This is a genomic window from Variovorax sp. WDL1 (assembly GCF_001541225.1).
Taxonomy (GTDB): Bacteria; Pseudomonadota; Gammaproteobacteria; order Burkholderiales; family Burkholderiaceae_C; genus Variovorax.
On sequence record NZ_LMTS01000025.1, the window covers coordinates 214,146 to 235,688 of the forward strand.

The window sequence follows — 21,543 nt, forward strand, 5'->3', positions numbered from 1 at the left end:
CCAGCGCGGGGCGTCTTGCCATGGGCCGTCCAGCGGGCACGCCCGGTCCCCACGGCACATTCCCCCAGGAGAGCCCCAGGCTCTCTTTTTTTCTGGGCTCGCGCGGCCGGCCTGCCTAATTCCACGCAGCCGCGCCGTTCTCCTTGACCTCAAGGTGTAGCCTGGGTAAAGTTATACTTCAACGCCTTAAAGTCGCAGTACAGCCTGACCCGAGGCTGTCAGCAAGGAGTGACCATGAACCCCGCCGCACATGTCGCCCAGCTCCTTGAGCAATCGCCCGACTTGGCAGGTGCCGTGGCAAAAGCTGCTGAATGCTCAGTGCCACTGCTTCAGCGAGCCATGGACGACTACGGGTTGCTGTCCCCCTTGCAATGGGCACAAATCGCGGAGTGCGCCGAGGTACCGGCGACGTGGCTGGGTTCGGGCGAGCCTTGGCATCCGGACATGATTCGAGCGCTTCAGCGCAACTCCAGGGCGAAAGCCAGCAGCGTGGAACTCCAGCGTTTGCGGCGCGGCAACCTTAGGCGACTGGCGGACGCCTGCACGCATACGACCCATTTGGCGACGTTGCTGAACACGGCACCGTCGATGCTCTCTGACCTGATGAACTCGGAGACGCGGGCTGCTAGCCAGCGGCGCGCCTTCGGACCGCGACGGGCGCGAGCGATGGAGGACGCTCTTGGCCTGCCGGACGGCTGGTTGGACCGGGACGAGCCGGTACCCCCGGCTTTAGGGATGCGAGCCCGGCAGTTGAGCTCTGCCCCTCGTACACGAGCCATTGCCGCACGTGGGCCTTCGGTGGGGGGCGCTGCCGGGCTGGGCGACTGGCCGCTGCCGACGGCAGTGGCGCCAATTCACCAAACGGTGCTGGCTAAGTATCTAGACTTGGCCAAGGCTGGGGTCGTCGACGAAGCGTTCGCTTACAGCCTGCTTGGCACCTTGCTCGACAAGGAGCGCCCGCCAGGCGCTGCCGTGGCGGCAATAACGGGCTAGTCGGCCGGAACCTCCCGAGGCGATGCCGCCTTCTTTCGCCTGCCGGAAGAGGTTGGCCCCCCTACAGAAAGTTTGGTCGACAAAACTCTCGGGCCCTTGCTGCTTTTGGGTTCGTTGCGCCAGTCGAGGTACGCATCTAGTGATGCGTCTTCCGGAAGGGAAAGAACTCCTTCTTGCTTCGCCATCCACGCGTAGAACGTCCCGGACACGGCGGGTGTCTTGAACCCCTTTTTCGCGAACTGTTCTCGCACCAGGTTCGGAGTGTCCGGGCTGTTGAGGAAGGCCTGGAGCAGCTGGTCCTGGACAAATCGCGGCTGGCCCAAGTAGTACTTTCGAACTCGCTGCGCAATATGCTTGGCGAAATCGGCCTCATCCTGCTTCCGCGTGTCCACCGCGGGAGCCGGGAGAGCAGGGGCGTCGGCCTGACCTTCCTGCTGGGGACTGCGACCGTAGTAATCATTCTTGACCTGATGGACGAAGGCTGCAGCCTTGTCCCGGATACCCCCTTCCGCCAGGCGCTTGTCGAACGCGGCTATGTGGAGCCTGAGAACGGGCTCGTCGTATTTCGTCAGCAGTTGGTCGATGCCCCGTTCCGTGATTCCGTATTCACGCAGCTTGGCCTCGAGGCGAGGGTCCCCGGTCTGGCTGGTGTCCATATCTAATGCGGCCTGGACCTTCAGGTGCAGCCGGAATTGAAGGTGGGTCACCTTATTACGCGAACCTGTGGTCTCCAGCAGCTCGACGCTAAACGGACAGGCCTCGGTGCTCTCCAGCTCTCGCATTGCCGGTAAGAGAATGTCGCGCTTGAAGTAGCGATAGTTCCCTTGCTGGAGAAAGGTCTCGGCCGCATCAGGGCTCACGAGCAGCTTGACCCAATCGACAACCGGCATCCGCGCCGTCAGTTGAACGCGGATGTACCGGTGCGTGTTTTCATAGAGCGCGAGCGAATGGCCCGAATTGAACCGGTTTGCTAGGTGGATATCGATGGCCGCCCAGCGCCCTGGGCTCATGAGCATCTCGAAAACATCCGGCGGAAACTCCCATTGCACCTCTCCCGAGCCGTCCGAACTCCTCGAATACTGGGATATCAGGCGGCTGGCCACCTTGTACATGTCGCCCCGCTCGCCCATCGCGTCGAAGCGGAATTCCTGGCCGTACAGGTTCTCCACGGCGTCGTAAATTCTCTCAGTTGCTCTGGTCGTGGCCCGCAACACCTTACCCAGCTCCCCCACGGTGGCGGCGAACCTGAGGACTCGTCGCTCGTCTAGAACCTTGGCCTGCAGCTCGGAAGGGATAGATTGCCAGCCCTTGGTCGTCACCAACAACAAAGCGTTGAACACCCGGCGGCAAAAATGGCTGTATTGGCCGGACACCGGGTACATGTGAACGACCTCAACGGCCTTGCGAAGTCGCTCCGGCAGATTGCTGTCGGCGAGCAAGGATAGCTGGCGGCTGTCATCGGTCAGTATCTCGCCGGTGACCCCTATGACTTTGGCCAATGGGATTTTCGCGTAGGTCGTTTGATGTGAGAAGGCTAACAGTCACCTCCTCACAGGTCAACGGCGAGCAACGAGGTAATGAGGCCGCTGTTCTTTCGATGGGCATCGGGGTCCTCGGACGAGGTTGTCTCCTTGCAAACAGACATCCCCTCATTTATCGGCGAGTTGCCACGCCGTCGAGTAGGTCCCTCAAAAAGCTCACAGGTCGCGCACGGATTCTCAGTCCCTCGAAACACTCACAGGTCGGCCTGTCCAGGGAAGGTCCCTCAAAAAGCTCACAACTGCCCGGGCCTGGCCGACACGTGCACATGACTCTCCCTCAAAAAAGCTCACATGTCGGCGGTTCGGGTATCCCTCAAAAAGCTCACATGTCGTCCTTTGCGAAGCTGGCCGGTTATCCACAGCCCAGTCCCTCAAAACGCTCACATGTGGGGCTTTATGCGCCCTCCTTATGCTCACAACGGTCCCTCCAAAAGCTCCGGGTGTCCCTCAATTCGCTCACATTTGCCCCTCAAAAGACTCACATGTCCAACGGAAATTCCTTCCATATCAACAGCTTAGATGGCGTAAAGCAAGTAAACATTGAATTAAAGAAATCAAACGCATCGGTCACGAAAAGCAACGCTGCTGCATTGCCTCACATCGCATAAACGACATAATACGGCATAACTTATGCGCGTTATGTTTATGTTATGCCGGCCGGACAGGCATAATTCGAAGTTATGTCGGCTGAAGACCCCGTTTACCTTGAAGCCCTTCGAGCCTTAGCGGCCGCCGGTGCGTCGGACCAATTGCTCAGCCAAGCCGTACGCGAGTTGCTTGCAGCGGGGGAGCGCACGGGCTTCTCGGCAGTTCTGCCAACGAGCGACCGTGCACAAACGGTACCCACGCCAGCGAGCCCGCGCGACATAACGTCGCCATCCTGCCTCCCCCGTAGCACCACGGAACGGCCGGGTGGCCAGGTATCCCCCAATCTGTCCACAGGGGCGCAGCCGAAACGCAAGCCCGTCATCGTTGTTTTCAAGGAAGCCAACGGCCACCGAACGTCAGTAAGCCTGGCAGCCGACAAGTGGGCCGCCCTCCTGGAGTTGCAGCCCGACGCCGGGACGGTTACGAAACTTGTGAGGGCGGTCGGCCCGGCGGCTCCGGCGGAGGTGAATCGCAGCAGCTGGGTGTATGAGCAGGTGGTGACCCGACTACGGCAGCCGTCGAAGGGGTAGGTGGCCGGCGGGGTCCCTGAGATGCTCAGGCGGGCCGCCGGTCTAGCGGCTAAAGGCGGGAAGCTAGACGCGGTGTTCATTTCCTTTGCACCATGCTCAAGCCCCTAATCGCGCTCACTGCTGCCCTGTACCTGGGAAGCGGAGCCGCGTCCGCACCTCCTCCCGCCGCCCCCGCCGATGGCGCCTTCCAGCTTCTGCAAGTCGGCGATGCGCCGCAGGGCGGGTGCGGGACCTACGTGCACAGCAGGGGGACGCTGCCCGGCGCAGCCAGTGTGATGTTCATGTCGACCGACCGAGTGCTCTTCCTGCGCACCGCGGACGGCGTTCGCACACTCGAGCTTGCCAGCCTGGACCAAAAACTACGGGTGAAGGACGTATTGGGCCGAGGCGACACGCTTAACCTGAAGTTTCGGGCGCCGGGTAAGGAGCGCGCATGGCTCGTGGCCACCGTGTCGGAGGCGGTGGTGGACGATGACGGGGGCTACCCGCTCATCGCGTTTGACGTCAAAGGGGGCTACATCTCTCCCACAGGTGCCCGGTTCGACTCGCCGAACCTGGTGGCCCACGACACCTGCCTGTAATCGGGCCTCGCGCGCCGGGCCGGGCGCGCGTGTAGAAGCCGCCTCGTGGGCGGCTTCAGTCTTGGGTGTGTCCGTTACTCAGCGGTGGGCACCGCAGCACCTTCGGGTGACGGTTTGACTCCCTTTACCTGAAGGGAATCCTTCGGCAGCACTTCCTGCTTCAGAACCGCCGCACCGTCGAACCATGCGACCTGGACGAACTTGCTGCCCTGCTCGACGCGGTCCTTGACCACGGTCAGCAGCGGGCCGCCCGACTTGAGTTCTACGACGTCGCCGACGGCGAGCTTGATTGCCATGTTGTGTGTCTCCTGCCCTGCTCGGGCGTCTGTTGAGGAAGCCACGTGTAGGGACGTCGGAAAAATTGGCCGTGGCCCCGGCCGGCCAGGAATCGCGGGGGTTGGTGGGCAACAAAAGGCCCGCACGAAGCGGGCTGTGAAAAAAAAAGAGGCTGACGGCTTAGGCGGCGACCATCGCTTCAAGCTTTCCTAGCGACTGGGCGCCGCTTGCTCGGGCAACGACCTCCCCGTCCCGGTAAAGCACGAGCGTGGGCACCCCGCGAATGGCCAGCTTCTTGGCGTGTTCCCGGTCCTCGTCGATGTTGACCTTGACAACCTTCAGCTTGCCCTCGTGGTTGGCCGCGAGTTGGTCCAGGACAGGCGCAAGCAGCTTGCAGGGGCCGCACCAGGGCGCCCAGAAGTCGACGAGCACGGGCACATCGGACTTGACGACGTCTTGCTCGAAGGTGGAGTCAGTGATGGAAGCAACCATTGTGTAAGTCCTAAAAACTAGTTGGGCAACCGTATAGGCAGCCCCGATTTGACTGACAGTAACAGAACTGGTTACAATACTACCAGCACCTTACTACTACAACGTACCCGCCCCATGACCCCGCAAGACCTGGCCCAGAGCTTCTACGCATTCGCACGGGGAGATGAAGCGCATCGGCGAGCACTCATCGAAGACATGTTCGAGATGCTGGACGCGCGGAACAGCCTGAAGCTGATGCGGCTGTCCGTAGAGCTCACCCGACTCAATGACGATGGTGCGCTGAGCGCCTTCGACGCTCTCATGGGCATGCTGACCTGCGAGCCGGTCCCGCTGCGCGGCTTTCCGACGAGTGGTTGGCGCGCGTACGCCCTTTCGACGATTTTCGAGCGCCCCGCGGGAGCCGTGCTCTCGCTTGCCGCCAACCCGCGCGTCATCGCCAGGTCTATCGCCGCTTCGACCGGAATCCCCGTCGAGGACATCCGGGTCGTCGCGGGCCAGGTGGCGACCCAGGACGCGTACCTGATGCCGCCTGCCGATGTCTTTCGCTTCTGCCGCGAGCTGAAGACGGCGATGGAGGTGGAGTCCAATCTCGTAGGCGCCCTTGCGCGCCGGCAGCGGCTAGCCAACCGCCTGGCGCCGGTTCTGGCCCTGGATGCTGTCAATGGATGGCGTGCGCCGGAGGCGCACCCTGTGAACGACGAAGCGCTCTTCATGGTTCTCATTCGGGGCGATATCACGCCCGGAGAAAATGACTCCGATGCCGGCCGCCCGGCCCTGACGTTCAGCGCACGCTACGAGATGGACGGCGGTATCGCCGAGCCGCTCGAGATTCACCACACCGTGCTTGGCTTTGGCACCCCCTGGGAGGTCTTCCGAGCCTCACTGCACACTGCACAGGCATTCGGGCTATGTCGACTCATGGCTCAGGCAGCGGTCGACCACCGCTGTGACCCTGCGCAGCTGCAGGTCAGCCTGGCCTTCGTTGACCACCCGGACGGGGAGAGCATGACTGCACGGGCAGCCGTCATCCATCCAGAAAAAGGTCTCCTGACGGGCGTCATCGAACACGACCTGGCGGAGCCTGACCAGTACGCGGCCGCGGTGCGCCGGATGATGGGAAATCTGCGGTTTGGGGCCCTGTCGGTCTCCGACTCTGCCTTCGGCTGCGGAGAGGTCGACAAGGGCGGCACTTTCAGATTCCTGGTGCCCGGCAAGGGTTGGCAAGAAGCGCCGGAAACGTTCGTTGCCTTTCCGCCGGTCTGACATCCCCGCTGCCTGGCCCGCGGGTCAAAAAAGGTCCGCCACGGAGGCGGACCAGGAAAAATCAATCGACCGTCAAGCGGCAAACGTAGGCTTCTGCGGCATTCGTAGCGGCCGCGCGCTGGTACGGAAGGTGGTTCCTTCGAACCAAGACGTCCGAGCCTGGCTTGGCCAGCATGTATACCCCTTGGGGGATGTCGCTGTCGAAGAAGACTTGCTGGAGCATCACATGGCTTGGTGCCAGCTTGCGCCGGCGCAGGCCTGCCTCGATGGACCGGATGCGGTCTGCGAAGGGCGCCCCCTGCCCTGCCGCTGTGTCCTTCAGGCTGTAGCCGTCACAAATGACGAACGTGCCCGCTGCGTAGCAGCCGTCCAGGACATACTGGGGCAGCGCTGCCTCCAGCTCATCCAACACGTCCTTCGGAAGGAAGCCGGGCTTGCCGTCGTCGGCGCTCACCACGAGAGGGTTCCCGACCGTGGCGAGGGCCATGAGCCGCTCCCCTGCTGGCAATAGCTGGGCGCTTGTCCCCGATTCACCGCTCAGGAGGGCCTCGTCGATGTCCGGACCGCTGCCCAGCCAAGGAGCCGGTACCAGGTGCTCGGCTTCCATTGCGGTCATGACGGGGCTGACCACTGATGCGGGCGCCGTGCCGGAAATGATTGCGGCGCTGAAGTCGATGCCGGCGCCTGGTCGACCCGACCAGTCGGTGGTGTACTGCTTCTTTCGCTTCTCCTCGACGACCGCGTGGAACGCGGCTTCAGCGGCGCGCAGCGACACGGGGCCGGAAGCCTTGGTCTGAAGCGTCGTGGCATTGCCGCGGCGTCCGTTGAGACCGTAAACGCGGTAGCCGCCCGCCATTGCCTCGATGACGATGTGGTACTCCTTGTCGGAGGTTCCCTTGCTGAAGTAGAGCTTCAGCACCTTTGATGAGTAACTCATCCATTCTCCTGTGAAGTTGTCCTTCCGCGTATAGCCCGCGGTGATTGGCGGGCCCGAGTGGCCCCGAACCGAAGAGATATTGCGTTTTAGATTAGCCGTGCTAAAATGTAACAGGCTTGCATCTATATTGGATGTCGCCTCACCCACGAGAAAGTGCATAGGAATGATTCGTCGAGGTCTCTTTTGGCTGCAAGGCCGTCTTCCCACCCGTCACATTTCCCATCTCGGCCAACCCTACATGGAGAGGTCGTACATCGGAACGGCGATGGGGCTGCGCTTCTACCTGCACCGATTCGTTGCTTGCGACGCTGACGGCCTTCACGACCACCCGTTCCTGCGCAGCCTGTCGCTCATTCTGGCTGGCTGGTACTACGAGGACCGGTGGTCGGGCCGTGTCGTAAAGCGCTTTCTCAACTACATCGGGCCAGAGTGCTTCCATCGCGTGGTGCTCCCCCGAGAGGCACAGCACGATGTCTGGACCTTGTTCATCCATAGCGCTCGCGTGAAGCAGTGGGGCGCGTTGCGTCCGGCTTTCAAGGGCCGCCATGGTCCGGTGCTGCTTTACGAGCCGCAGTCGGAGCCCACCGACCCGGAGTTCTCCAACTGGCACCTGCGGGCGGCCACCGGTGCGCAACTGCGTGCGAATCCGGCGCTCAATATCAGCGGACCGGCGTTCTCCATCGAGCTGGGAAAGAATGCGTACGCCGTGGGCCTTGCCAAGTATCCGGAGTCCGCGCACCGGCATTCTCTGGACATTGACCAGGCTGGCTTGCCAGAAGACCCGAATCCTGGCCAGCGTGCTGCCGTCCAGATGGGCTGAGCTTGCCCATCAGCCGCCGACGGCCCGACGGGATATGCCGGGACTTTGCTTTGCACCTGTGTAGACCGTTCTGACCACCCTCCCCCTTGAGCTTCCAGGCGACCTCGAGCTGCCGCGGTGGTGCGAGGGCGCGCGACTGGCCTACAGCTTTGAAATTGGCCAGGAGACGTCATCGAACAACATAATTCGGGGGATGGCGCCCAAGGCCTACATGGCACTTCGCCGGTTGTGGACGGTGAAGGTCTTCAGCCGGGGCCTTGCCGACCGGAGGCCTGCCGCGCCGCTCGCGCAGGCTGCCTTGGTCGTGGTCCGTAGGTCAGCCGGCGAGCTCGATTGGGACAACGCCTATGGCGGGCTCAAGCCCATTCTCGATTGCCTGGTTGTCAAATCTTCCAAGAATCCGAGTGGCCTGGGGCTGGTGACCGACGACAGCCCCAAGCATATGCCCTACCCGCCTTGGGTCGTGCAGCGCAGTGCGCCGCGAGGGCGCGGGAACGTGCACTTCGCCATCTTCGACCTGGCGCCTGCGGCCGCCTGAGGCTGTTTTTTTCGGGTGCCTATATGGTGCATAGGAAACATTTTTTGGTTGTTCGCCAGAGTTCGTCATCGAGCGCTGCGCGTCGTCCATCGAGGCACACATATGGAAATCGCAAACTTTATTGGGTCGCTGGTAACACTAGCCCTCGTCGTTGCTGCCGTCGGCGGTATGACAAAGGTACTGATTGTGTCTGTCTGGGAGCAAGGTCTCCTTGGCAAGCAAATCAGTGGCGCCGAAGCATTCCTAGCCATGTTGAAGGCTATGTTGAAGCTGTCACGCTTCTTCATGTCTCACATGCTGGCTACGGGATGTTCCGTAGCCATGTTATTTGCGTCCATTGTGATGGATGCGAATTTCACTGCTTCGTTGGGCTATTCAACGATTGCTTTTGCAATCGCTGTGCTCGCAACGCCTTCTGCGATGCGCGTTTTGAGGGCTTCTGCTCTCAGTTTCGTGCTTCGATTGAAGTTGCGCAGCAAACCGCTGCTTTTTTCTGAACCCCTGATTCATCATTCGCAAGCTTCCCGCTTGCACTCCTGATTCCAAACCTCGCTTAACGCGAGGTTTTTTTTGGCCTCCCGCGACCGTCAGCTATACGGCGCAGGACAACATCACAGGACTAGAACGAATGAACATTCAGCAAAATTCGGTGTTCCTCAGCAACCTGCTGAAGGACCTAACCAACGCGCGGCTCTTGCCCGCCGGCTTCCAACGCCCCTACGTTTGGACAAGGGCCGATGTAATGGCGCTTTTGGAATCCATCCTGCGCGGCTACCCTATCGGCGCCTTCCTGCTCTGGTCCCCCTATGGCCGGGCCGACATCAGTCAAGCCGGCCGTACAAGGCTGGGCCCCGTGCACATGCTGCGCGGGGACTCCACGAGTTCGCTGCTACTGGACGGCCAGAACCGGCTTGCGACCCTCGCTTGGGTGGCCCGTGACGAGGCGAGCCCCCTTCCTGACGACCTGACGACTGCCGAACGAGCAGTGTGGGCCGACGGCAAGGCGCTGGTTGCCAACCTCCGGGAGAAGAAGTTGGAGTTCGTCGACCAGGCAGAGGCTGACTCGGGATTCCGGCTGCCGGCGCGAGCCCTGCTCAGCAGTCTGGTCGCAAGCCCGCTGATGCGCCGCCGCTGGACCAACGAGTGGGCTGGTTTCGGGGAAACCGTTCTCAACGATGGCCTGAAGTGGTTCGACGAAGCTTCTGGGGCATTCTCAGGAGCGCGCGTGGTGGTCACCGAGATGGAGTACGCCACTGCGCAGGAAGCAAAGGACGCGTTTTTGCATATCTGCAAGGTCGGCGTCCCCATGGCCGCAAGCGACTTCGATGCCGCGCTCTCTTGGGTTCCGTGATGGGCCCCGCGGGATGATTCATCCCCCCGCAGCTTGAGCTGCCGGGGGATTTCCTTTTTGGCTGAAAAAATCCCCTGTAGACAAGGAGTCGACAGGGGATTGAAGAACGAGGCGCCTTTACGCCGCCTCGAGAGCAGCAGCGCTGACCGCGGCATAGTCCTGAGCGTCCATTGGGACGCCGAGTACCTGATAGTCCGGCGTCCGCAGACAGGCGACGACGAACGCTTCCAGGGCAACCCCGTGGAGTTTGCCGTCACGCACGCCTTTGCGCCGCATATCGGCAACAAGGTCGATGTCCGTGTGCCAGTACTTGCGGCCTTCGAAGAAGCGCCAGTTGCCGATGAACACGATTTTGTTGGGCATGGAGATGCTCGCTGAGTTGACCTGCTCGGTATAGGGCCGCCTTGCCGGCGTCTCTACAGGAAGTAGTACATCGGCACGTTGTGCCCCTCCTGTAATCAAAAAGGCAACATAAATGGCGCAATTTAACGTCGAATTCGACGCTACCGGCTTTACCCGCAACGCTACGGTCTCCGCAGGCCAGTTGAGTGACGCGTTCATCCAGGCGTTCAATGCCCGTCACGCGAAGGCTCGGACCTTCCCGAAAGGCGTGGCGACCCTGGTGCGCGGCCAGGTTTGCCCGGAGCGCTCTGGCAACCGAGCTGGAACCCGCTGCTTTGTCACCATCGTGTTGGCAGTCGAGGCCCCAAATGAGGAGGCCGCGGAGAATTTCTATCCTCCAAGTGCTTTCCTGAAGCCCCTCTTCGATGTGCTGGGCGAGAACCAAGGCAACGAAGCCTCCCTCAGCCTGGAGCGAGGATGGGAAGTAACCGCCATCGAATCGCTCGAAACCGAACTGGCCTAGCCATCATTCCGAACACTCCCCTTGAAGCAAGTGCTTTGAGGGGAGCTTTTTCGTTCTTCAGGCGGCGGTCGCCAGGTACTCGTCGCGTTTGACAGGAGTTGCTCGAGGACCACCCCTGCCCGAATGCTGCTCCCAGTACCCGAGGACCAACTCCATGATGGGTTCCACGTTCTTGCCGGAAAGCGCGTTTGCCTCTCGTCGATGCTTCAAGGCTTCGGCACACTTGAAGGCTGCTTCGAGCTCCTTGCGTCGTTCGAGCGGCACCTCCTTTGGATGCTGAATCGCAGCTGCAAAGGCCTGTACCTCCGGCGCCCGGCTTTCCTCCTTCGATGCGACGACCAGCAGTGCTGCCAGGGCGCCAGCAGGAAGCCCGCTGCGGCCCGCTCGAATTGAAATGGGGTCGAGCACCTGAATACCCTTGCGCAGCTCGTAGACGGCCTTACGGATGTCGCGGTCGCCGGCAGCCGCAGCGACAGCTGACACGGCTTGGCCTCGCACGAAGGCCGGGCTGGTGAGCTTGCCCAGAAGGCCTGAGCGACGTAACCCTTCCTCAAATGCATCCCGGCCCCGCTTGACGGCCGCGCGGCTATCGACGGCGTCATAGAGCTTCTCTGCATCCGTGATGCTCTCGCAATCGGCAACCCCCAGCCACACCTGGGCAGGAGCAACCTTCCCCTCGTGCAGGATGGCGGTGATGCGGGTGTACCCGTCAATCAGTCGAGTCTTTCCGTCAGCAGTCCGTGCTGCAAGAAAGTTGACGTGCAGGGGGTTGTCGGAACCTGTGATGTGTCGAGCTTCCTTAGCGCGGCGCAAGTGATGGCGCTGTACGCGAAGCACGGACTCCTTGTACATCCCGAGCACAACATCGAAAGGGACACGGACCCAATGCATGCGGTCCGCGGTGGGTGAATCAGGGCCAACGAAGGCGGGGAGTTTGGGAATGTCCATAAGTGCACCTTCGCGTTGGCTCAGTTTGAATCCAATTACGCGGGCTATCGCGACGTTCGGAGAATAGCCTTTCCAGTGCCTTTGCGCCAGATTGGGCGCACTAACGGAGGGGGAAGTGTTGCCGGCCAGCTTCATCTCGCCGCCCCAACCTTGCGGGCGCGAGCCTGCGGTTCGCGATGTGCTCGCCAAACTCATATGGCTACACCGAGCATCTAACCCAACAGGAGCGCTACCTTTGTCCAAGTACGAGACCACCCTCGTTGTTCACGCCAGCGCGACCGCAATCAACGCGTTCAAAGCCGAAGTCCTGCCTCTTCTAAAGGCGAGAGGGGTCGAGGTTCGGCGCGAGGAACCGACCGCCATGTGGCTGCACGAGACCAAGCCCTCTGAGAGCATCTTGTCGGACGTCTGTCATGGCCTCTCTCTTCTGCGCCCGGCTCTTTCGCTGTTCGTCAGCCTGGACCGTGGACCAGCGGGAGAGCAGCTTTGGTACGTGCGCGAAGGAGAAACGCTTGCGTATCGGCAATCCGGTGGCCACGAAGGCGCAGAGGCGGTCAACCGCGAGTACGGACCGGTCGGCTTTCTTCAGGCAGCCTTCGAGCAGTTCTGCCTTCGCTCGGACTAGCAGCTCTCCGATTCCTCCGTGAAATGCCCTCCCCCGAGGGCGTTTTGCCGTGTTGGCAGCGGCGGTGCCTAAGGGTTAGACCTCGCCGCCGGCCACTCGAGCTCGTATCTAGACGAGGCAGGTTAACTCAGTAAGGACGCTTCATGAACGCCATCGCTCTCCCGCACTCTTCGGTTCCCGCTGTCGAGTACTCGCATTTCGACCTGGTTCATTGGCTCAAGGTGAAGGCTGCGCGCGCTCAACGCAATGCTTTCTACCCGTCGCACCACTACGTGCCCGGCCATCCCCTGGTCGGCAAGCAGGTCATCGACAAGACGACCGGCCGCAAGTACGTCGTGGAGAATGTCCGGAAGGACTGGTTTCGAGGTTGGTTCCTCCGAGCCCAGCTTGTGGTCAACGGCAGCCACCGCGTCTGCCTCATCGACAACTTGTGCTGCCGCGACGCAGGGATTCTCAAGGAAATCGACCGCTTCAAGGCAGAATTCTCGACGGTTCACTAAGTCTCTTCTTCTGCGCCTCCCCAGGAGGCGCTTTTTTCTTGCCAGTCGTAGACCGGGTTGGGCCATGAGGAAAGGCGCCAATGGCGCCCTCCTTTGGACTCAGCAATGACCCTATCGGGGAAGGAGTTGCGGGCCTTCGACCTCTGGCTTGAGGAGCGCCGCAGCTTGCACGCTGACGCCCGAGATGAGGGACTCCAGCAGACCACGCGCCGGCGCGTACTCATGGATGTTCTTGGTGCCGAAGCTTGCCTGGGCCGCAGATTCGATATCTCCGAGGGTGTCAGCAAGGCCGAGTTGAACGGCCTCTTCGCCCGTCCAAACGGTTCCCGAGAACAAATTCGGTGTCTCCATGTGAAGTCGGGCACCCCGGCCGGCCTTGACCGCATCGATGAAGTGCTTGTGGATGGCCGACAGGAGCTCCGACTGCTTCGTCCTCTCGTCGTCCGTCTGGGGCCCGAACGGGTCCATCATGTTTTTTGACTCACCTGCGGTCACGACCCGGCGTTCCACGCCCAGCTTGTCCATCAGACCCTGGAAACCGAAGCCCTTGGTAATGACGCCGATGGAGCCAGCGATGGTGGAGCGGTTGACCACAATCTTGTCCGCTGCGACGGAGATGAAGTACGCGCCCGAGGTCATCATGTCCTCGGCGACCGCCACCACTTTCTTCTCCGGGTATTGCTTCTTGAGCTGCAGGATGCGGTCGTTGATGAGCGCCGACTGGACCGGCGTGCCTCCCGGGCTGTTGATGCGCAGGATGACGCCCTTGGCGTTCACGTCAGCGAAGGCCTTCTCCAGGAGGGGATTCAGCCGCTCGGCGCTGGCCGCCTTGCCTGGTCCGATTTCGCCTTCGATGCGAATCATGGCAGCGTATCCACCGGGAACGATGGGCTGGGCCGCGGACTTGAAGAAGCCGAAACCGAGCACGCCCAGATAGCTCAGGCCGAGGGTCGCGATGACCGCGTACTTCGCGTAGGTCAATCGGCGGGAGAGCCGTCGGTCCGCGAGGAGGTCGTCGAACATGCGACGCTCGAGCGTCTCTTTGCGGTCAGGAGTGTATTCAGTTGTCATCGCGGGTCTCGCTTGGGGTGGCACTGCCTGGGGGCGACCCGCTCGGGGTGGTCAGGGTCTTCCGTCAGGGTTGGACGGCTCGTATAGCGAAAGCACCGCCTGAAGCAGCCGATGGGCGTCCTCCTGCTCCACCTTCTGCGAAACCCAGCCGAGCAAGGTACCCACCAGCGCCTGCTCGAGGATTTCCTCCCTCCGGGCTGCAGTTGGAACTTGCAGGTAGCCCTCGCATTCCACAACGCGGGCAACGTCCTTTGCCAGCAGCGACTCGGCAATATCGCTCTTGAGGAGCCGTGCAGCATCGTCCGGCAGGCCGGCCTGAAGGATGAGAGTGACGGCCTGCGATTGGGCGCGGTGGATGACGTCCAGTGCCATGGCTTGTGCCAGCACGGAGAGCTTGCGGCGGCTGTCGTTGTAGGTTCGTTCCGTGAGGGCCGGGAATTCCATTGGGTGTGCTGCGTAGAGTCGTTTGCACATCTAGAGCATTCGTTTAGCCGGAAGTACTCTTTGGTGCTGGCTCTGCGTTCTTCGTTAGCCTGGCAGGCAGAAGAAAACGCCCCGGAAGGACCAAGGCGTTCGTTCAATCAGTTCAGCGGTCGTACACGGCTTGGATGACCCTGAAGAGCCCAGCCAGCTTTTCGACGTCCTTTCGGTTGTAAAGCCGGTTGCGGTGCCCACAGCTTGGGCAGACGAATTGACCTTCACCTCGATGCCAGGTGTCGCCGCCGCTGCAGCCATGCGGGCCCTCATACCAGTGCGTCTGGATGTAGGTCAGTTCGCCGATGGAGGTGACCGCACCGCAGCCTTGGCCGAAGTTGTTGCGCTCGCAAGCGACGGGCGTTTGTCGCAGCAGCCCGCTTCGGATTTTTCGCAGGCGGTCCATCTCCGCCTGTACGGCGGCAAGTTCAGCCTCATTTTCCGCCAGCGCTTGGTTGAGCGCGACTGAGCTTAGAGGGTCGGTCGCATTTGCATCGGTGGGCGCAAGAGAGATTGTCATGTCATTCCTTTCTGTTGGTCCTGCCCCGGTGTAGCGAAGCCGCCCGGGCCAGCGGCTAAACGACGGCGCCTATAGGGGGACGGACCAGAGACTTGGCGAATCCCTCGAAAAGCTCACAGGTCTCGAAATGGCGCCACATGAGCAATTCCCCCTTCAAGCTGGTTTGCGGTGTTGACGAAGCAGGCCGCGGCCCGCTCGCGGGGCCTGTCTATGCGGCTGCGGTCATCTTCCGCGACGTCTTGGTTCCAGGCCTCGACGATTCAAAGAAACTGAGTGCACGCCGACGCGAGGCTCTTCTGCCGCTCATCGAGGAGCATTGCTGGGTAGGCGTCGGGGTGGCCACCGCCGAGGAAATCGACAAAATCAACATCCTGCAGGCGACCTTCCTGGCCATGGAGCGCGCCGTTGCCGCCTTGCCCGTCCGTCCGGACCTGATTCGCGTTGACGGAAACCGGCTGCCACGCTTCGAGAACTTTGCAGCCAACCAGCTGGAGAGCCTGGTCGGCGGTGATGCCCTATGCCCGCAAATTTCCGCCGCGTCCATCGTTGCCAAGGTGCGCAGAGACCGGCATATGGTCGAGCTGGACGCGCGTTACCCCGGCTATGGCTTCTCCAAGCACTCCGGGTACGGCGTTGCCGCCCATATGGAAGCACTACGCACGCGCGGTCCCTGCCCCGAGCACCGGCAATCGTTTGCTCCGGTCCGGGCGGCCGCGCGTCGATAGGAAAGCCATCGCGCCCGACCAAGGAAAACCCCGTCGAGGTGGCGGGGTCCGGCGGGAATCAAGCGGCTGCTAACAGCTTGCGCTGACCCGGGAGCGCAGCGGGCCCACCACCGCGATTCACTCCCCGCCCTTAGGGATAGCGCCCTTAGCCTTTTGCTGTGTTTCGCACGGAGTCGTGCCGGCCTCAGTCCCCCGCCGGCCGCGCCTTTGCCTCCTTCGTTGGATGCACGCACGGCGGCAAAGAAAAAGCCCCGAGGCCAGCTGCGGCTTCGGGGCTCGTAGGGTCAGTTGTTGTCAGGCGACGTAGCCGCGGAACGTCAAGCTGATGCGCGTGCCGCAGGAGAAGCCGGCCTTTGGGATTTTGTGGTCCCACAGGTCTTGCATACCTGGGGCCATGAGACACAGGCTTCCATGCTGGAGCTTGAGCCGCTCGATGCTTTCCTTGTCGCCTCTGCGTCGAAACATGATGTCGCGCTCCGCGCCGACTGTGACGATGCCAATAGGGCGAGCGTCGTCCATTTCGCTGGAATTGTCGCCATGCCACCCAAGGTGGTCACGCTGGTCTTCGTATCCGTTCAAGAAGCAGACCTCGAACTTGGTGTTCGTGCGCTCCTCGAGAGCCGCCTTGATGTCAAGGACGACCGGATGCCAAGGCTGTGGCTGGTATTCGCGCTTGAACTCCTCCACCCCGTAGGCGTAGGGCACCGGATGCTCGTTGGAGTAGTACTCACGACGCGGCGTCGTGCCGCGGCGTTCCCAGGCGAGCTCGTTCCAAAGCGCGTTCAAGACGGCGTCGGGGTCTTTCAGAAATCCGGGGATGTACGTGATTGGCGCGTTCATGGCTCTTCTCTTTAGCGTAGGAGAAGCATTTTAGCACGACCGATACGTTTTAGGAAGCCCTCGACCTAAACTAAATGTCAGTGTTCTGGACCGAGCCTGAACTGCCGAAGACCCTTCGCAGCGGCCGCACCCAGTACCCTCGCCTGGACATGAAAACGAGGCTCCAGGCCAGTGCAATTCCTGTTGTGCCCAACGCTTGCATCAAGATTTCGAGAGGGTCGGCCAGGACCGTTCCAAGTCCGTAGGCAATCGCGGGAGTCAGGCCGGCGCCTGCGCAGAACGCAAGCGCCTGGAGCGCACTCTTGCCGGCATGTATCGACCAGCGGCCCCAAATCTCTTGCATCGCGGCTCGCTCGGCGGCAGACATGCTCGGATGGCTCTGTGCCGCGAACCCAGCAGCGTCGAGGCGAATGCGAAGGCCTTTGAGCGCCGCTCGCAGCGTCAACGTGGCTGCCAGGGCGCCAGCCAGGGCGGGGCTGAACAGCCAACTTGCAGCGCCTGTCGCGTAGAAGAATGCCGCGCCGGTGAGCGGGAGGCTGGATGTCCGCGTCACCCCGTAGACGGGGGAGTCCAGGAATTTGAGGATTTGAGCGGTTCGGGCGCGAAGCGCCTGCGTGCTGCGCGCGGTCATGGGAAGCAGGCTAAAAGCCCCTCCCTGCGAAAGTCGAATCTCATCATCTGCTTCTTGCCTGTTTGGCGCCAATGATAGCTGTCGCCTCGTGTCCGAAACGCGCCTCGGTGCGTCCCAAATCGTCAATGCGCGACGAACATCACGCCCAACCCCATAAGAAAACCACCGCCCTTTGGAAAAGGAGCGGTGGTTGAAGTAGAGAACGGATTTCTTACTCGACGGTTGCGCCGGGGAGGAGCCACAGGTCGCTGTCGATGTTCTTCATCGAGCGTTCGATACGCTCGCGGACCTCGGGCCACTTGCCTCGGGCAAGGCCGCAGCCAATGAGGGGGTAGTTCACCGGCATCTTGGTTGCCGCGGCAATCATGTAGATGCGGGCAAACGCAGCTTCGATGGCCGGATAGTCGGCGAAGACGCGGGTGCTGGTGTCGTCGCTCGTGGCGTAGTCGTATTGCGTCATGGCGTTGACGACGATGACTCCCTCGGGGATGCTCTCGTCGAACTGGCTGATGTGCCTCATGAGCTCGGGCTGCTGCATGCGCAGCTTTGGATTGGCCACCGCGACGATGTCGCCGAGCTGCAGGCCGAACACCTCGAAGCGGTTCATGTAGGCGCGGTAGGCGAACGGGTAGCGGTTTCGAATGGCCTTGGCCATGCCGGAGCCCATCTTGCCGAAGCAGTTGCAGCCGTGGACGATGATTCCTTGCTGGGCCAGGAGGTCACCGGTGTTGAAGCGGATGGTCATGAGGGGTTCCTTTGTGTGTTGTCCTGCAGCCGTATAGGCAACTCGACCCCTCACCCCTTTAGACAGGCCGTCCATCCTCCTCTTCGGCGCGCCGCTGGGCCTCTGCGTGGAGGTGACGCATGGCGGCCTTGACCGCCCCACCAGAAAATCCCCGCGATGCCAGGTACCGGTAGGCCTTGGCCTTGAGGGCCTCGTCGAGGGGCTTTCCCTCGAAACGCTCCGCAACGCGTAGGGCGCGTGTCTCCTCGGGCTCGAGCTGCTCGAGCTGCTCAGCCGCGAGCTCTTTGGAGATGCCTTTGGCCGCAAGCTTCGCGGTCACGCTGCGGTTGCCCAGTCGGAGGGCGGAGGTGCGCGCGGCACCCGCGGCAAACCGCCCGTCATCCTGGAAGCCGTGACGCTGCATTTCACCCACCGCAGAGGTCGCCTCCTCGGCCGGGTACCCGCGGTTCGTGAGCTTGTCCTGAAGCTCCCTGGCCGAGTATTCCCGGCGGCTCAGGAGCCAGACGGCGTAGGACTTTGCAGAGCGCTTCGGTGGTTCGCGAGTGTGCTTGGGCATGAGCCTGTGTAGCGGCCGGGTTTCAGCGTTTTGGTCCGGCGATTGCCTCGAGGCCCGGCAACGTTCGGAGAAGCGCCGTCATCGAAAGCGCGCAGTACTTCGGTACTTCCGGCAGGTCCACCCACCTGTACTCGTCGACCTCAGGCGTCAAGACGCCGGTCCGGAAGTGAGGGAAATGGCTTGTGCACTGGCACCGGCCCAGGTCGCAATCGGCCTCCGCCAGCGTCGTTGTGAACAAATGAAGGTCCTTGCCGGACCTGTAGGCGAAAAGGCCCACTTCCCGAAGCGCTTCGGCCGCCAGCACCAGCCCTGTTTCCTCCAGGACCTCCCGGACCGCTGCCTCCCTGGGCGATTCCCCGGGTTCGGCACCGCCCTTGGGGATGTCCCAGTGGCGCTGGCCCGTGGCATGGGCCACCAGGAGTTGGCCGGCCGCGTTCCGGATGAGCACGCCGCACGATGTGGTCTTCATCGCGTTGCCGCCTCAGGACAGCAGTGCCCGCTCGACGGTCGAAAGCTTGTGGCGGAACTTGCGCTTCAGGCGGTAGATTTGCGCGGGCCGCTGCGAGATGACCTCGGTCTTGGCGCCAGGAATCTCTTCCACCAGGTCGAGCTCGTCCACCTTTCGGCGAAAGCTCACCTTGTTCAGTGTCTTGCCCAGCACCGCTTCGTAAACCGACTGCAACTCAGGCAGCGTGAACTGCGGGCCGCACAGATGTGCCGGCAGCGATGAGTAGATGCTCTTGCTGCGCACGCGCTTGACGGCCGTCGCAACAATGTCATTGTGGTCAAAGGGCAGGTCTTTGACGGCGCTGACGGGCAACACCTGCATTCCCGCCTGGTCGGCGGCTTCCAAAACCTCCAGCGGCATCAGCGCGTAGTAGACGATGGAGACGGACCATCCGCGAGGGTCGCGCTCCGCGCCCGAGAATGTCGCCAACTGCTCGAGGTAGGGGCTCGTGACCCCGGTCTTGGCCTTGAGAACGCGCAGCGCCGCATCAAACGCTGTGTTGTCTTCGTCGGCATGGATATAGCCCCCGGGCAGGGCGTAGCTGCCGGCGAAGGGCTCTTTGTCCCGCTTGAAGAGCGCGACGTGGAGCTTGTGCTCCTTCAGGGTCAGTAGCACGACGTCGACCGTGCAGATGACAGTTTGAAACATGGGATTCCTCTTTAGAGGGAGCATTGTGGGATAAGCCTGCGGGAAGGCCGTTAGTATCATTATAGAACTAACGACACTTTTGGGCAAGGCCACGACAAGGCCCCTCCCCTTGCCTGTTCCGCACTCATCTTTTTTGCGCTGGGCGCCCTCGATTCCGCTGTTAGTTGCACGGAGAAACTAACGATGCTATACTGAGCACAACACAACGGCAAAGGAGCTCCGCATGAAGCACAACATCCACCTTCTCGTCATCGACCCGCAAAACGACTTCTGCGACCTGCCGGCCGCCTACCTGCCCGCGGACCCACTGAAGCCTGGCGAGGTCCTCCGGCCCCAACTCGCCGTCCCCGGCGCGCACGCTGACATGCTGAGACTGACCGAGCTCCTGAATCGCGGTCTGCGCGGCCTCTCGGATATCTCCGTCACGCTGGACTCCCATCACCGTGTGGGCATCGAGCGCCCGGCCATGTGGATGAAGGGTGACGGTTCGCCCGTTGACCCGTTCACCCAAATCACCGCCGCCCAGGTGCGAGCTGGCGTCTATCTGCCGCGCCACCCGAAGGCCACGGACCGCGTGCTGGCCTACCTGGACGCGCTCGAGGCGGGTGGCCGCTACGTCCACATGGTTTGGACGCCACACTGCGAAATCGGAACCTGGGGGCACAACGTGCACGCCGATGTGCGCGCCGCCTACGTCACATGGGAGGAGGCGTTCCTCGGCATCGTAAACAAGGTGACCAAGGGCTCGAACCCCTGGACCGAGCACTACAGCGCGGTCATGGCCGAGGTTCCGGCGGCCGACGACCCCACCACGCAGCTCAATCGCGGCCTCATCGACATCCTGGCCCAGGCCGACATGGTGCTCATTGCCGGCGAGGCGGGCAGCCACTGCGTCAAGGCCACGACCGAGCACATTGCCGACAACTTCGGCGCCGACAGTCTCAGCAAGCTGGTTCTCCTGACTGATTGCATCTCGCCGGTAGGTGGGTTCGAAGCCCAGTACCAGTCATTCCTGGCGGACATGGCCGCTCGCGGCCTGCGTACGGCGACGTCGACCGACGTGCTGGGCGAACTCGTGGCCAACGGGCGCAAGTAACTCCTAAACCGCTTGGACGGGCGGTTTGAAACAACCCATCCCTAGACCAGAAAGGATTCCCATGAAACTCGTTGATGACACCATGACGCTCGGCAGCGTCTCCGGCTTTGCGTTCTCCGCGGTCCGTCCAGAGACGCTCGGCTCGACGGAGTACACCCTGGTGACCGTTGTGATGGACAAGACCGGCTCGGTTTCCTCGTTCGCGGGCGAGTTGAACAAGCTCAAAGGCACGGTTGTCGGTGCTTGCAGAAAGAGCCCTCGCGCCGAGTTCCTCCTGCTGCGCGTCGTCGAATTCAATCGCAGCGTCGACGAGGTGCACGGGTTCCTGCCTCTGAATCAGGTGGATGTGGCCTCGTACGTGGCCCCAACCTGCGAGGGGCTGACCGCCTTGGCCGACGCCACCTTTGCCGCGGTAAGTGCAACCAACGCCTACGCCAAGACGCTGGCCCAGCAGGACTACCTGGTCAACGGCATCGTCTTCATCGGCACCGACGGCGTCGACAACGATAGTCGCATGCGGCCAGCGGACATCCAGAAGGAGATTGTGGGTGCGTTGAAGGGCGAGCACATCGAATCGCTGCGCACCGTCCTGATTGGCATCAACGCCGCCCAATACGCCCGCGAGCTCCAGGCCTTCCAGGTCGAAGCGGGCATCGACCAGTACGTCGACTTGGCGGATGCAACGCCACAACGCCTGGCCAAGCTCGCGGACTTTGTCAGCCGCTCCATCTCCGCGCAGTCCCAATCCCTTGGCACTGGCGGTCCCAGCCAAGCTCTCGTCTTCTGAGAACGCCCGGCCAGGCTTCGCTCAATCTAGCCTT

Annotated in this window: 28 protein-coding genes; 13 read left to right on the forward strand and 15 right to left on the reverse strand. The window is 62.0% G+C overall.

Annotated elements, in window-relative coordinates; translation table 11 throughout:
- Positions 1-234: 234 nt before the first annotated feature.
- Positions 235-993, forward strand: a complete 759-nt coding sequence (locus APY03_RS03365) for a hypothetical protein (RefSeq protein ID WP_068673873.1) — start codon at positions 235-237, stop codon at positions 991-993.
- Here the strand turns inward: APY03_RS03365 and APY03_RS03370 are convergent.
- Positions 990-2,492, reverse strand: a complete 1,503-nt coding sequence (locus APY03_RS03370; protein ID WP_068673875.1) for a replication initiation protein — start codon at positions 2,490-2,492, stop codon at positions 990-992. The two genes, APY03_RS03365 and APY03_RS03370, sit on opposite strands and share 4 nt — an antisense overlap.
- Before the next feature lie 1,312 nt (positions 2,493-3,804).
- On the opposite strand from APY03_RS03370, the gene APY03_RS03380 reads away from it, so the two are divergent.
- The gene (locus APY03_RS03380; RefSeq protein ID WP_068673880.1) at positions 3,805-4,293 is read left to right on the forward strand and encodes a hypothetical protein; all 489 of its coding nucleotides are present in this window, start codon (positions 3,805-3,807) and stop codon (positions 4,291-4,293) included.
- A gap of 74 nt (positions 4,294-4,367) precedes the next feature.
- On the opposite strand, the gene APY03_RS03385 is transcribed toward APY03_RS03380, so the two are convergent.
- Positions 4,368-4,589 (reverse strand): DUF2158 domain-containing protein, encoded by a 222-nt coding sequence (locus tag APY03_RS03385; RefSeq protein ID WP_068673882.1) that lies wholly within the window; start codon positions 4,587-4,589, stop codon positions 4,368-4,370.
- Between the two features lie 160 nt (positions 4,590-4,749).
- The gene (trxA, locus tag APY03_RS03390; RefSeq protein ID WP_068673884.1) at positions 4,750-5,061 is read right to left on the reverse strand and encodes a thioredoxin; all 312 of its coding nucleotides are present in this window, start codon (positions 5,059-5,061) and stop codon (positions 4,750-4,752) included.
- 114 nt (positions 5,062-5,175) lie between these two features.
- Here trxA and APY03_RS03395 point away from each other — a divergent pair, with 114 nt between their 5' ends.
- Positions 5,176-6,324 (forward strand): hypothetical protein, encoded by a 1,149-nt coding sequence (locus APY03_RS03395; RefSeq protein WP_068673886.1) that lies wholly within the window; start codon positions 5,176-5,178, stop codon positions 6,322-6,324.
- Positions 6,325-6,385: 61 nt separating this feature from the next.
- Here the strand turns inward: APY03_RS03395 and APY03_RS03400 are convergent, their stop codons facing one another.
- The gene (locus APY03_RS03400) at positions 6,386-7,420 is read right to left on the reverse strand and encodes a hypothetical protein (protein ID WP_232324141.1); all 1,035 of its coding nucleotides are present in this window, start codon (positions 7,418-7,420) and stop codon (positions 6,386-6,388) included.
- 106 nt (positions 7,421-7,526) lie between these two features.
- Between APY03_RS03400 and APY03_RS03405 the strand changes: the two genes are divergently transcribed.
- The 4 genes from APY03_RS03405 to APY03_RS03420 all read left to right on the forward strand — a co-directional run bounded on the left by APY03_RS03405 (position 7,527) and on the right by APY03_RS03420 (position 9,970).
- Positions 7,527-8,081 carry a hypothetical protein gene (locus tag APY03_RS03405; protein WP_068673889.1) on the forward strand — a complete coding sequence of 185 codons (555 nt, stop codon included), beginning with the start codon at positions 7,527-7,529 and terminating at the stop codon, positions 8,079-8,081.
- Positions 8,082-8,274: 193 nt separating this feature from the next.
- On the forward strand, positions 8,275-8,619 hold the full coding sequence (locus APY03_RS03410) for a hypothetical protein (RefSeq protein WP_068673891.1): 345 nt from the start codon (positions 8,275-8,277) through the stop codon (positions 8,617-8,619).
- Positions 8,620-8,721: 102 nt separating this feature from the next.
- Positions 8,722-9,159, forward strand: coding sequence for a hypothetical protein (locus tag APY03_RS03415; protein WP_068673893.1), 438 nt, complete (start codon positions 8,722-8,724; stop codon positions 9,157-9,159).
- 88 nt (positions 9,160-9,247) lie between these two features.
- Complete coding sequence (locus tag APY03_RS03420; RefSeq protein ID WP_068673895.1) at positions 9,248-9,970, forward strand: DUF262 domain-containing protein; 723 nt, start codon at positions 9,248-9,250, stop codon at positions 9,968-9,970.
- A gap of 117 nt (positions 9,971-10,087) precedes the next feature.
- Here APY03_RS03420 and APY03_RS03425 read toward each other — a convergent pair whose 3' ends face one another.
- A complete protein-coding gene (locus APY03_RS03425) occupies positions 10,088-10,333 on the reverse strand; it encodes a hypothetical protein (protein WP_068673897.1) in 246 nt (81 codons plus the stop codon).
- A 112-nt stretch (positions 10,334-10,445) separates the two neighbouring features.
- Between APY03_RS03425 and APY03_RS03430 the strand changes: the two genes are divergently transcribed.
- Positions 10,446-10,835 (forward strand): hypothetical protein, encoded by a 390-nt coding sequence (locus APY03_RS03430; protein WP_068673899.1) that lies wholly within the window; start codon positions 10,446-10,448, stop codon positions 10,833-10,835.
- Positions 10,836-10,892: 57 nt separating this feature from the next.
- On the opposite strand, the gene APY03_RS03435 is transcribed toward APY03_RS03430, so the two are convergent.
- Entirely contained in the window at positions 10,893-11,783 is an 891-nt protein-coding gene (locus APY03_RS03435) for a hypothetical protein (RefSeq protein WP_068673901.1), read from the reverse strand.
- 235 nt (positions 11,784-12,018) lie between these two features.
- Between APY03_RS03435 and APY03_RS03440 the strand changes: the two genes are divergently transcribed.
- Both APY03_RS03440 and APY03_RS03445 read left to right on the forward strand, forming a co-directional pair.
- Entirely contained in the window at positions 12,019-12,408 is a 390-nt protein-coding gene (locus APY03_RS03440; RefSeq protein WP_068673903.1) for a hypothetical protein, read from the forward strand.
- Positions 12,409-12,551: 143 nt separating this feature from the next.
- Positions 12,552-12,908 carry a hypothetical protein gene (locus APY03_RS03445; RefSeq protein ID WP_068673905.1) on the forward strand — a complete coding sequence of 119 codons (357 nt, stop codon included), beginning with the start codon at positions 12,552-12,554 and terminating at the stop codon, positions 12,906-12,908.
- 111 nt (positions 12,909-13,019) lie between these two features.
- On the opposite strand, the gene APY03_RS03450 is transcribed toward APY03_RS03445, so the two are convergent.
- The 3 genes from APY03_RS03450 to APY03_RS03460 all read right to left on the reverse strand — a co-directional run bounded on the left by APY03_RS03450 (position 13,020) and on the right by APY03_RS03460 (position 14,973).
- Complete coding sequence (locus APY03_RS03450; protein WP_068673907.1) at positions 13,020-13,979, reverse strand: S49 family peptidase; 960 nt, start codon at positions 13,977-13,979, stop codon at positions 13,020-13,022.
- A 51-nt stretch (positions 13,980-14,030) separates the two neighbouring features.
- Complete coding sequence (locus APY03_RS03455; RefSeq protein WP_068673909.1) at positions 14,031-14,423, reverse strand: hypothetical protein; 393 nt, start codon at positions 14,421-14,423, stop codon at positions 14,031-14,033.
- Positions 14,424-14,565: 142 nt separating this feature from the next.
- On the reverse strand, positions 14,566-14,973 hold the full coding sequence (locus APY03_RS03460) for a hypothetical protein (RefSeq protein ID WP_068673911.1): 408 nt from the start codon (positions 14,971-14,973) through the stop codon (positions 14,566-14,568).
- Positions 14,974-15,110: 137 nt separating this feature from the next.
- Here APY03_RS03460 and APY03_RS03465 point away from each other — a divergent pair, with 137 nt between their 5' ends.
- The gene (locus APY03_RS03465) at positions 15,111-15,698 is read left to right on the forward strand and encodes a ribonuclease HII (protein WP_068673913.1); all 588 of its coding nucleotides are present in this window, start codon (positions 15,111-15,113) and stop codon (positions 15,696-15,698) included.
- 294 nt (positions 15,699-15,992) lie between these two features.
- On the opposite strand, the gene APY03_RS03470 is transcribed toward APY03_RS03465, so the two are convergent.
- From APY03_RS03470 to APY03_RS03495, 6 genes are all read right to left on the reverse strand, one after another.
- Entirely contained in the window at positions 15,993-16,538 is a 546-nt protein-coding gene (locus tag APY03_RS03470; RefSeq protein WP_068673915.1) for an alpha-ketoglutarate-dependent dioxygenase AlkB, read from the reverse strand.
- A 70-nt stretch (positions 16,539-16,608) separates the two neighbouring features.
- The gene (locus APY03_RS03475) at positions 16,609-17,169 is read right to left on the reverse strand and encodes a hypothetical protein (RefSeq protein WP_068673917.1); all 561 of its coding nucleotides are present in this window, start codon (positions 17,167-17,169) and stop codon (positions 16,609-16,611) included.
- A 211-nt stretch (positions 17,170-17,380) separates the two neighbouring features.
- Positions 17,381-17,914, reverse strand: coding sequence for a macro domain-containing protein (locus tag APY03_RS03480; RefSeq protein WP_068673919.1), 534 nt, complete (start codon positions 17,912-17,914; stop codon positions 17,381-17,383).
- Positions 17,915-17,972: 58 nt separating this feature from the next.
- A complete protein-coding gene (locus APY03_RS03485) occupies positions 17,973-18,470 on the reverse strand; it encodes a regulatory protein RecX (RefSeq protein WP_068673922.1) in 498 nt (165 codons plus the stop codon).
- A 22-nt stretch (positions 18,471-18,492) separates the two neighbouring features.
- Positions 18,493-18,939, reverse strand: coding sequence for an NUDIX domain-containing protein (locus APY03_RS03490; protein WP_068673924.1), 447 nt, complete (start codon positions 18,937-18,939; stop codon positions 18,493-18,495).
- 12 nt (positions 18,940-18,951) lie between these two features.
- Complete coding sequence (locus APY03_RS03495) at positions 18,952-19,626, reverse strand: NUDIX hydrolase (RefSeq protein WP_068673927.1); 675 nt, start codon at positions 19,624-19,626, stop codon at positions 18,952-18,954.
- Positions 19,627-19,849: 223 nt separating this feature from the next.
- Between APY03_RS03495 and APY03_RS03500 the strand changes: the two genes are divergently transcribed.
- Together APY03_RS03500 and APY03_RS03505 are read left to right on the forward strand one after the other, a co-directional pair.
- A complete protein-coding gene (locus tag APY03_RS03500; RefSeq protein WP_068673929.1) occupies positions 19,850-20,722 on the forward strand; it encodes a cysteine hydrolase in 873 nt (290 codons plus the stop codon).
- An 82-nt stretch (positions 20,723-20,804) separates the two neighbouring features.
- Positions 20,805-21,509: a hypothetical protein gene (locus APY03_RS03505; RefSeq protein ID WP_146039454.1), complete on the forward strand. Its 705-nt coding sequence runs from the start codon at positions 20,805-20,807 to the stop codon at positions 21,507-21,509.
- Positions 21,510-21,543 lie beyond the last annotated feature (34 nt).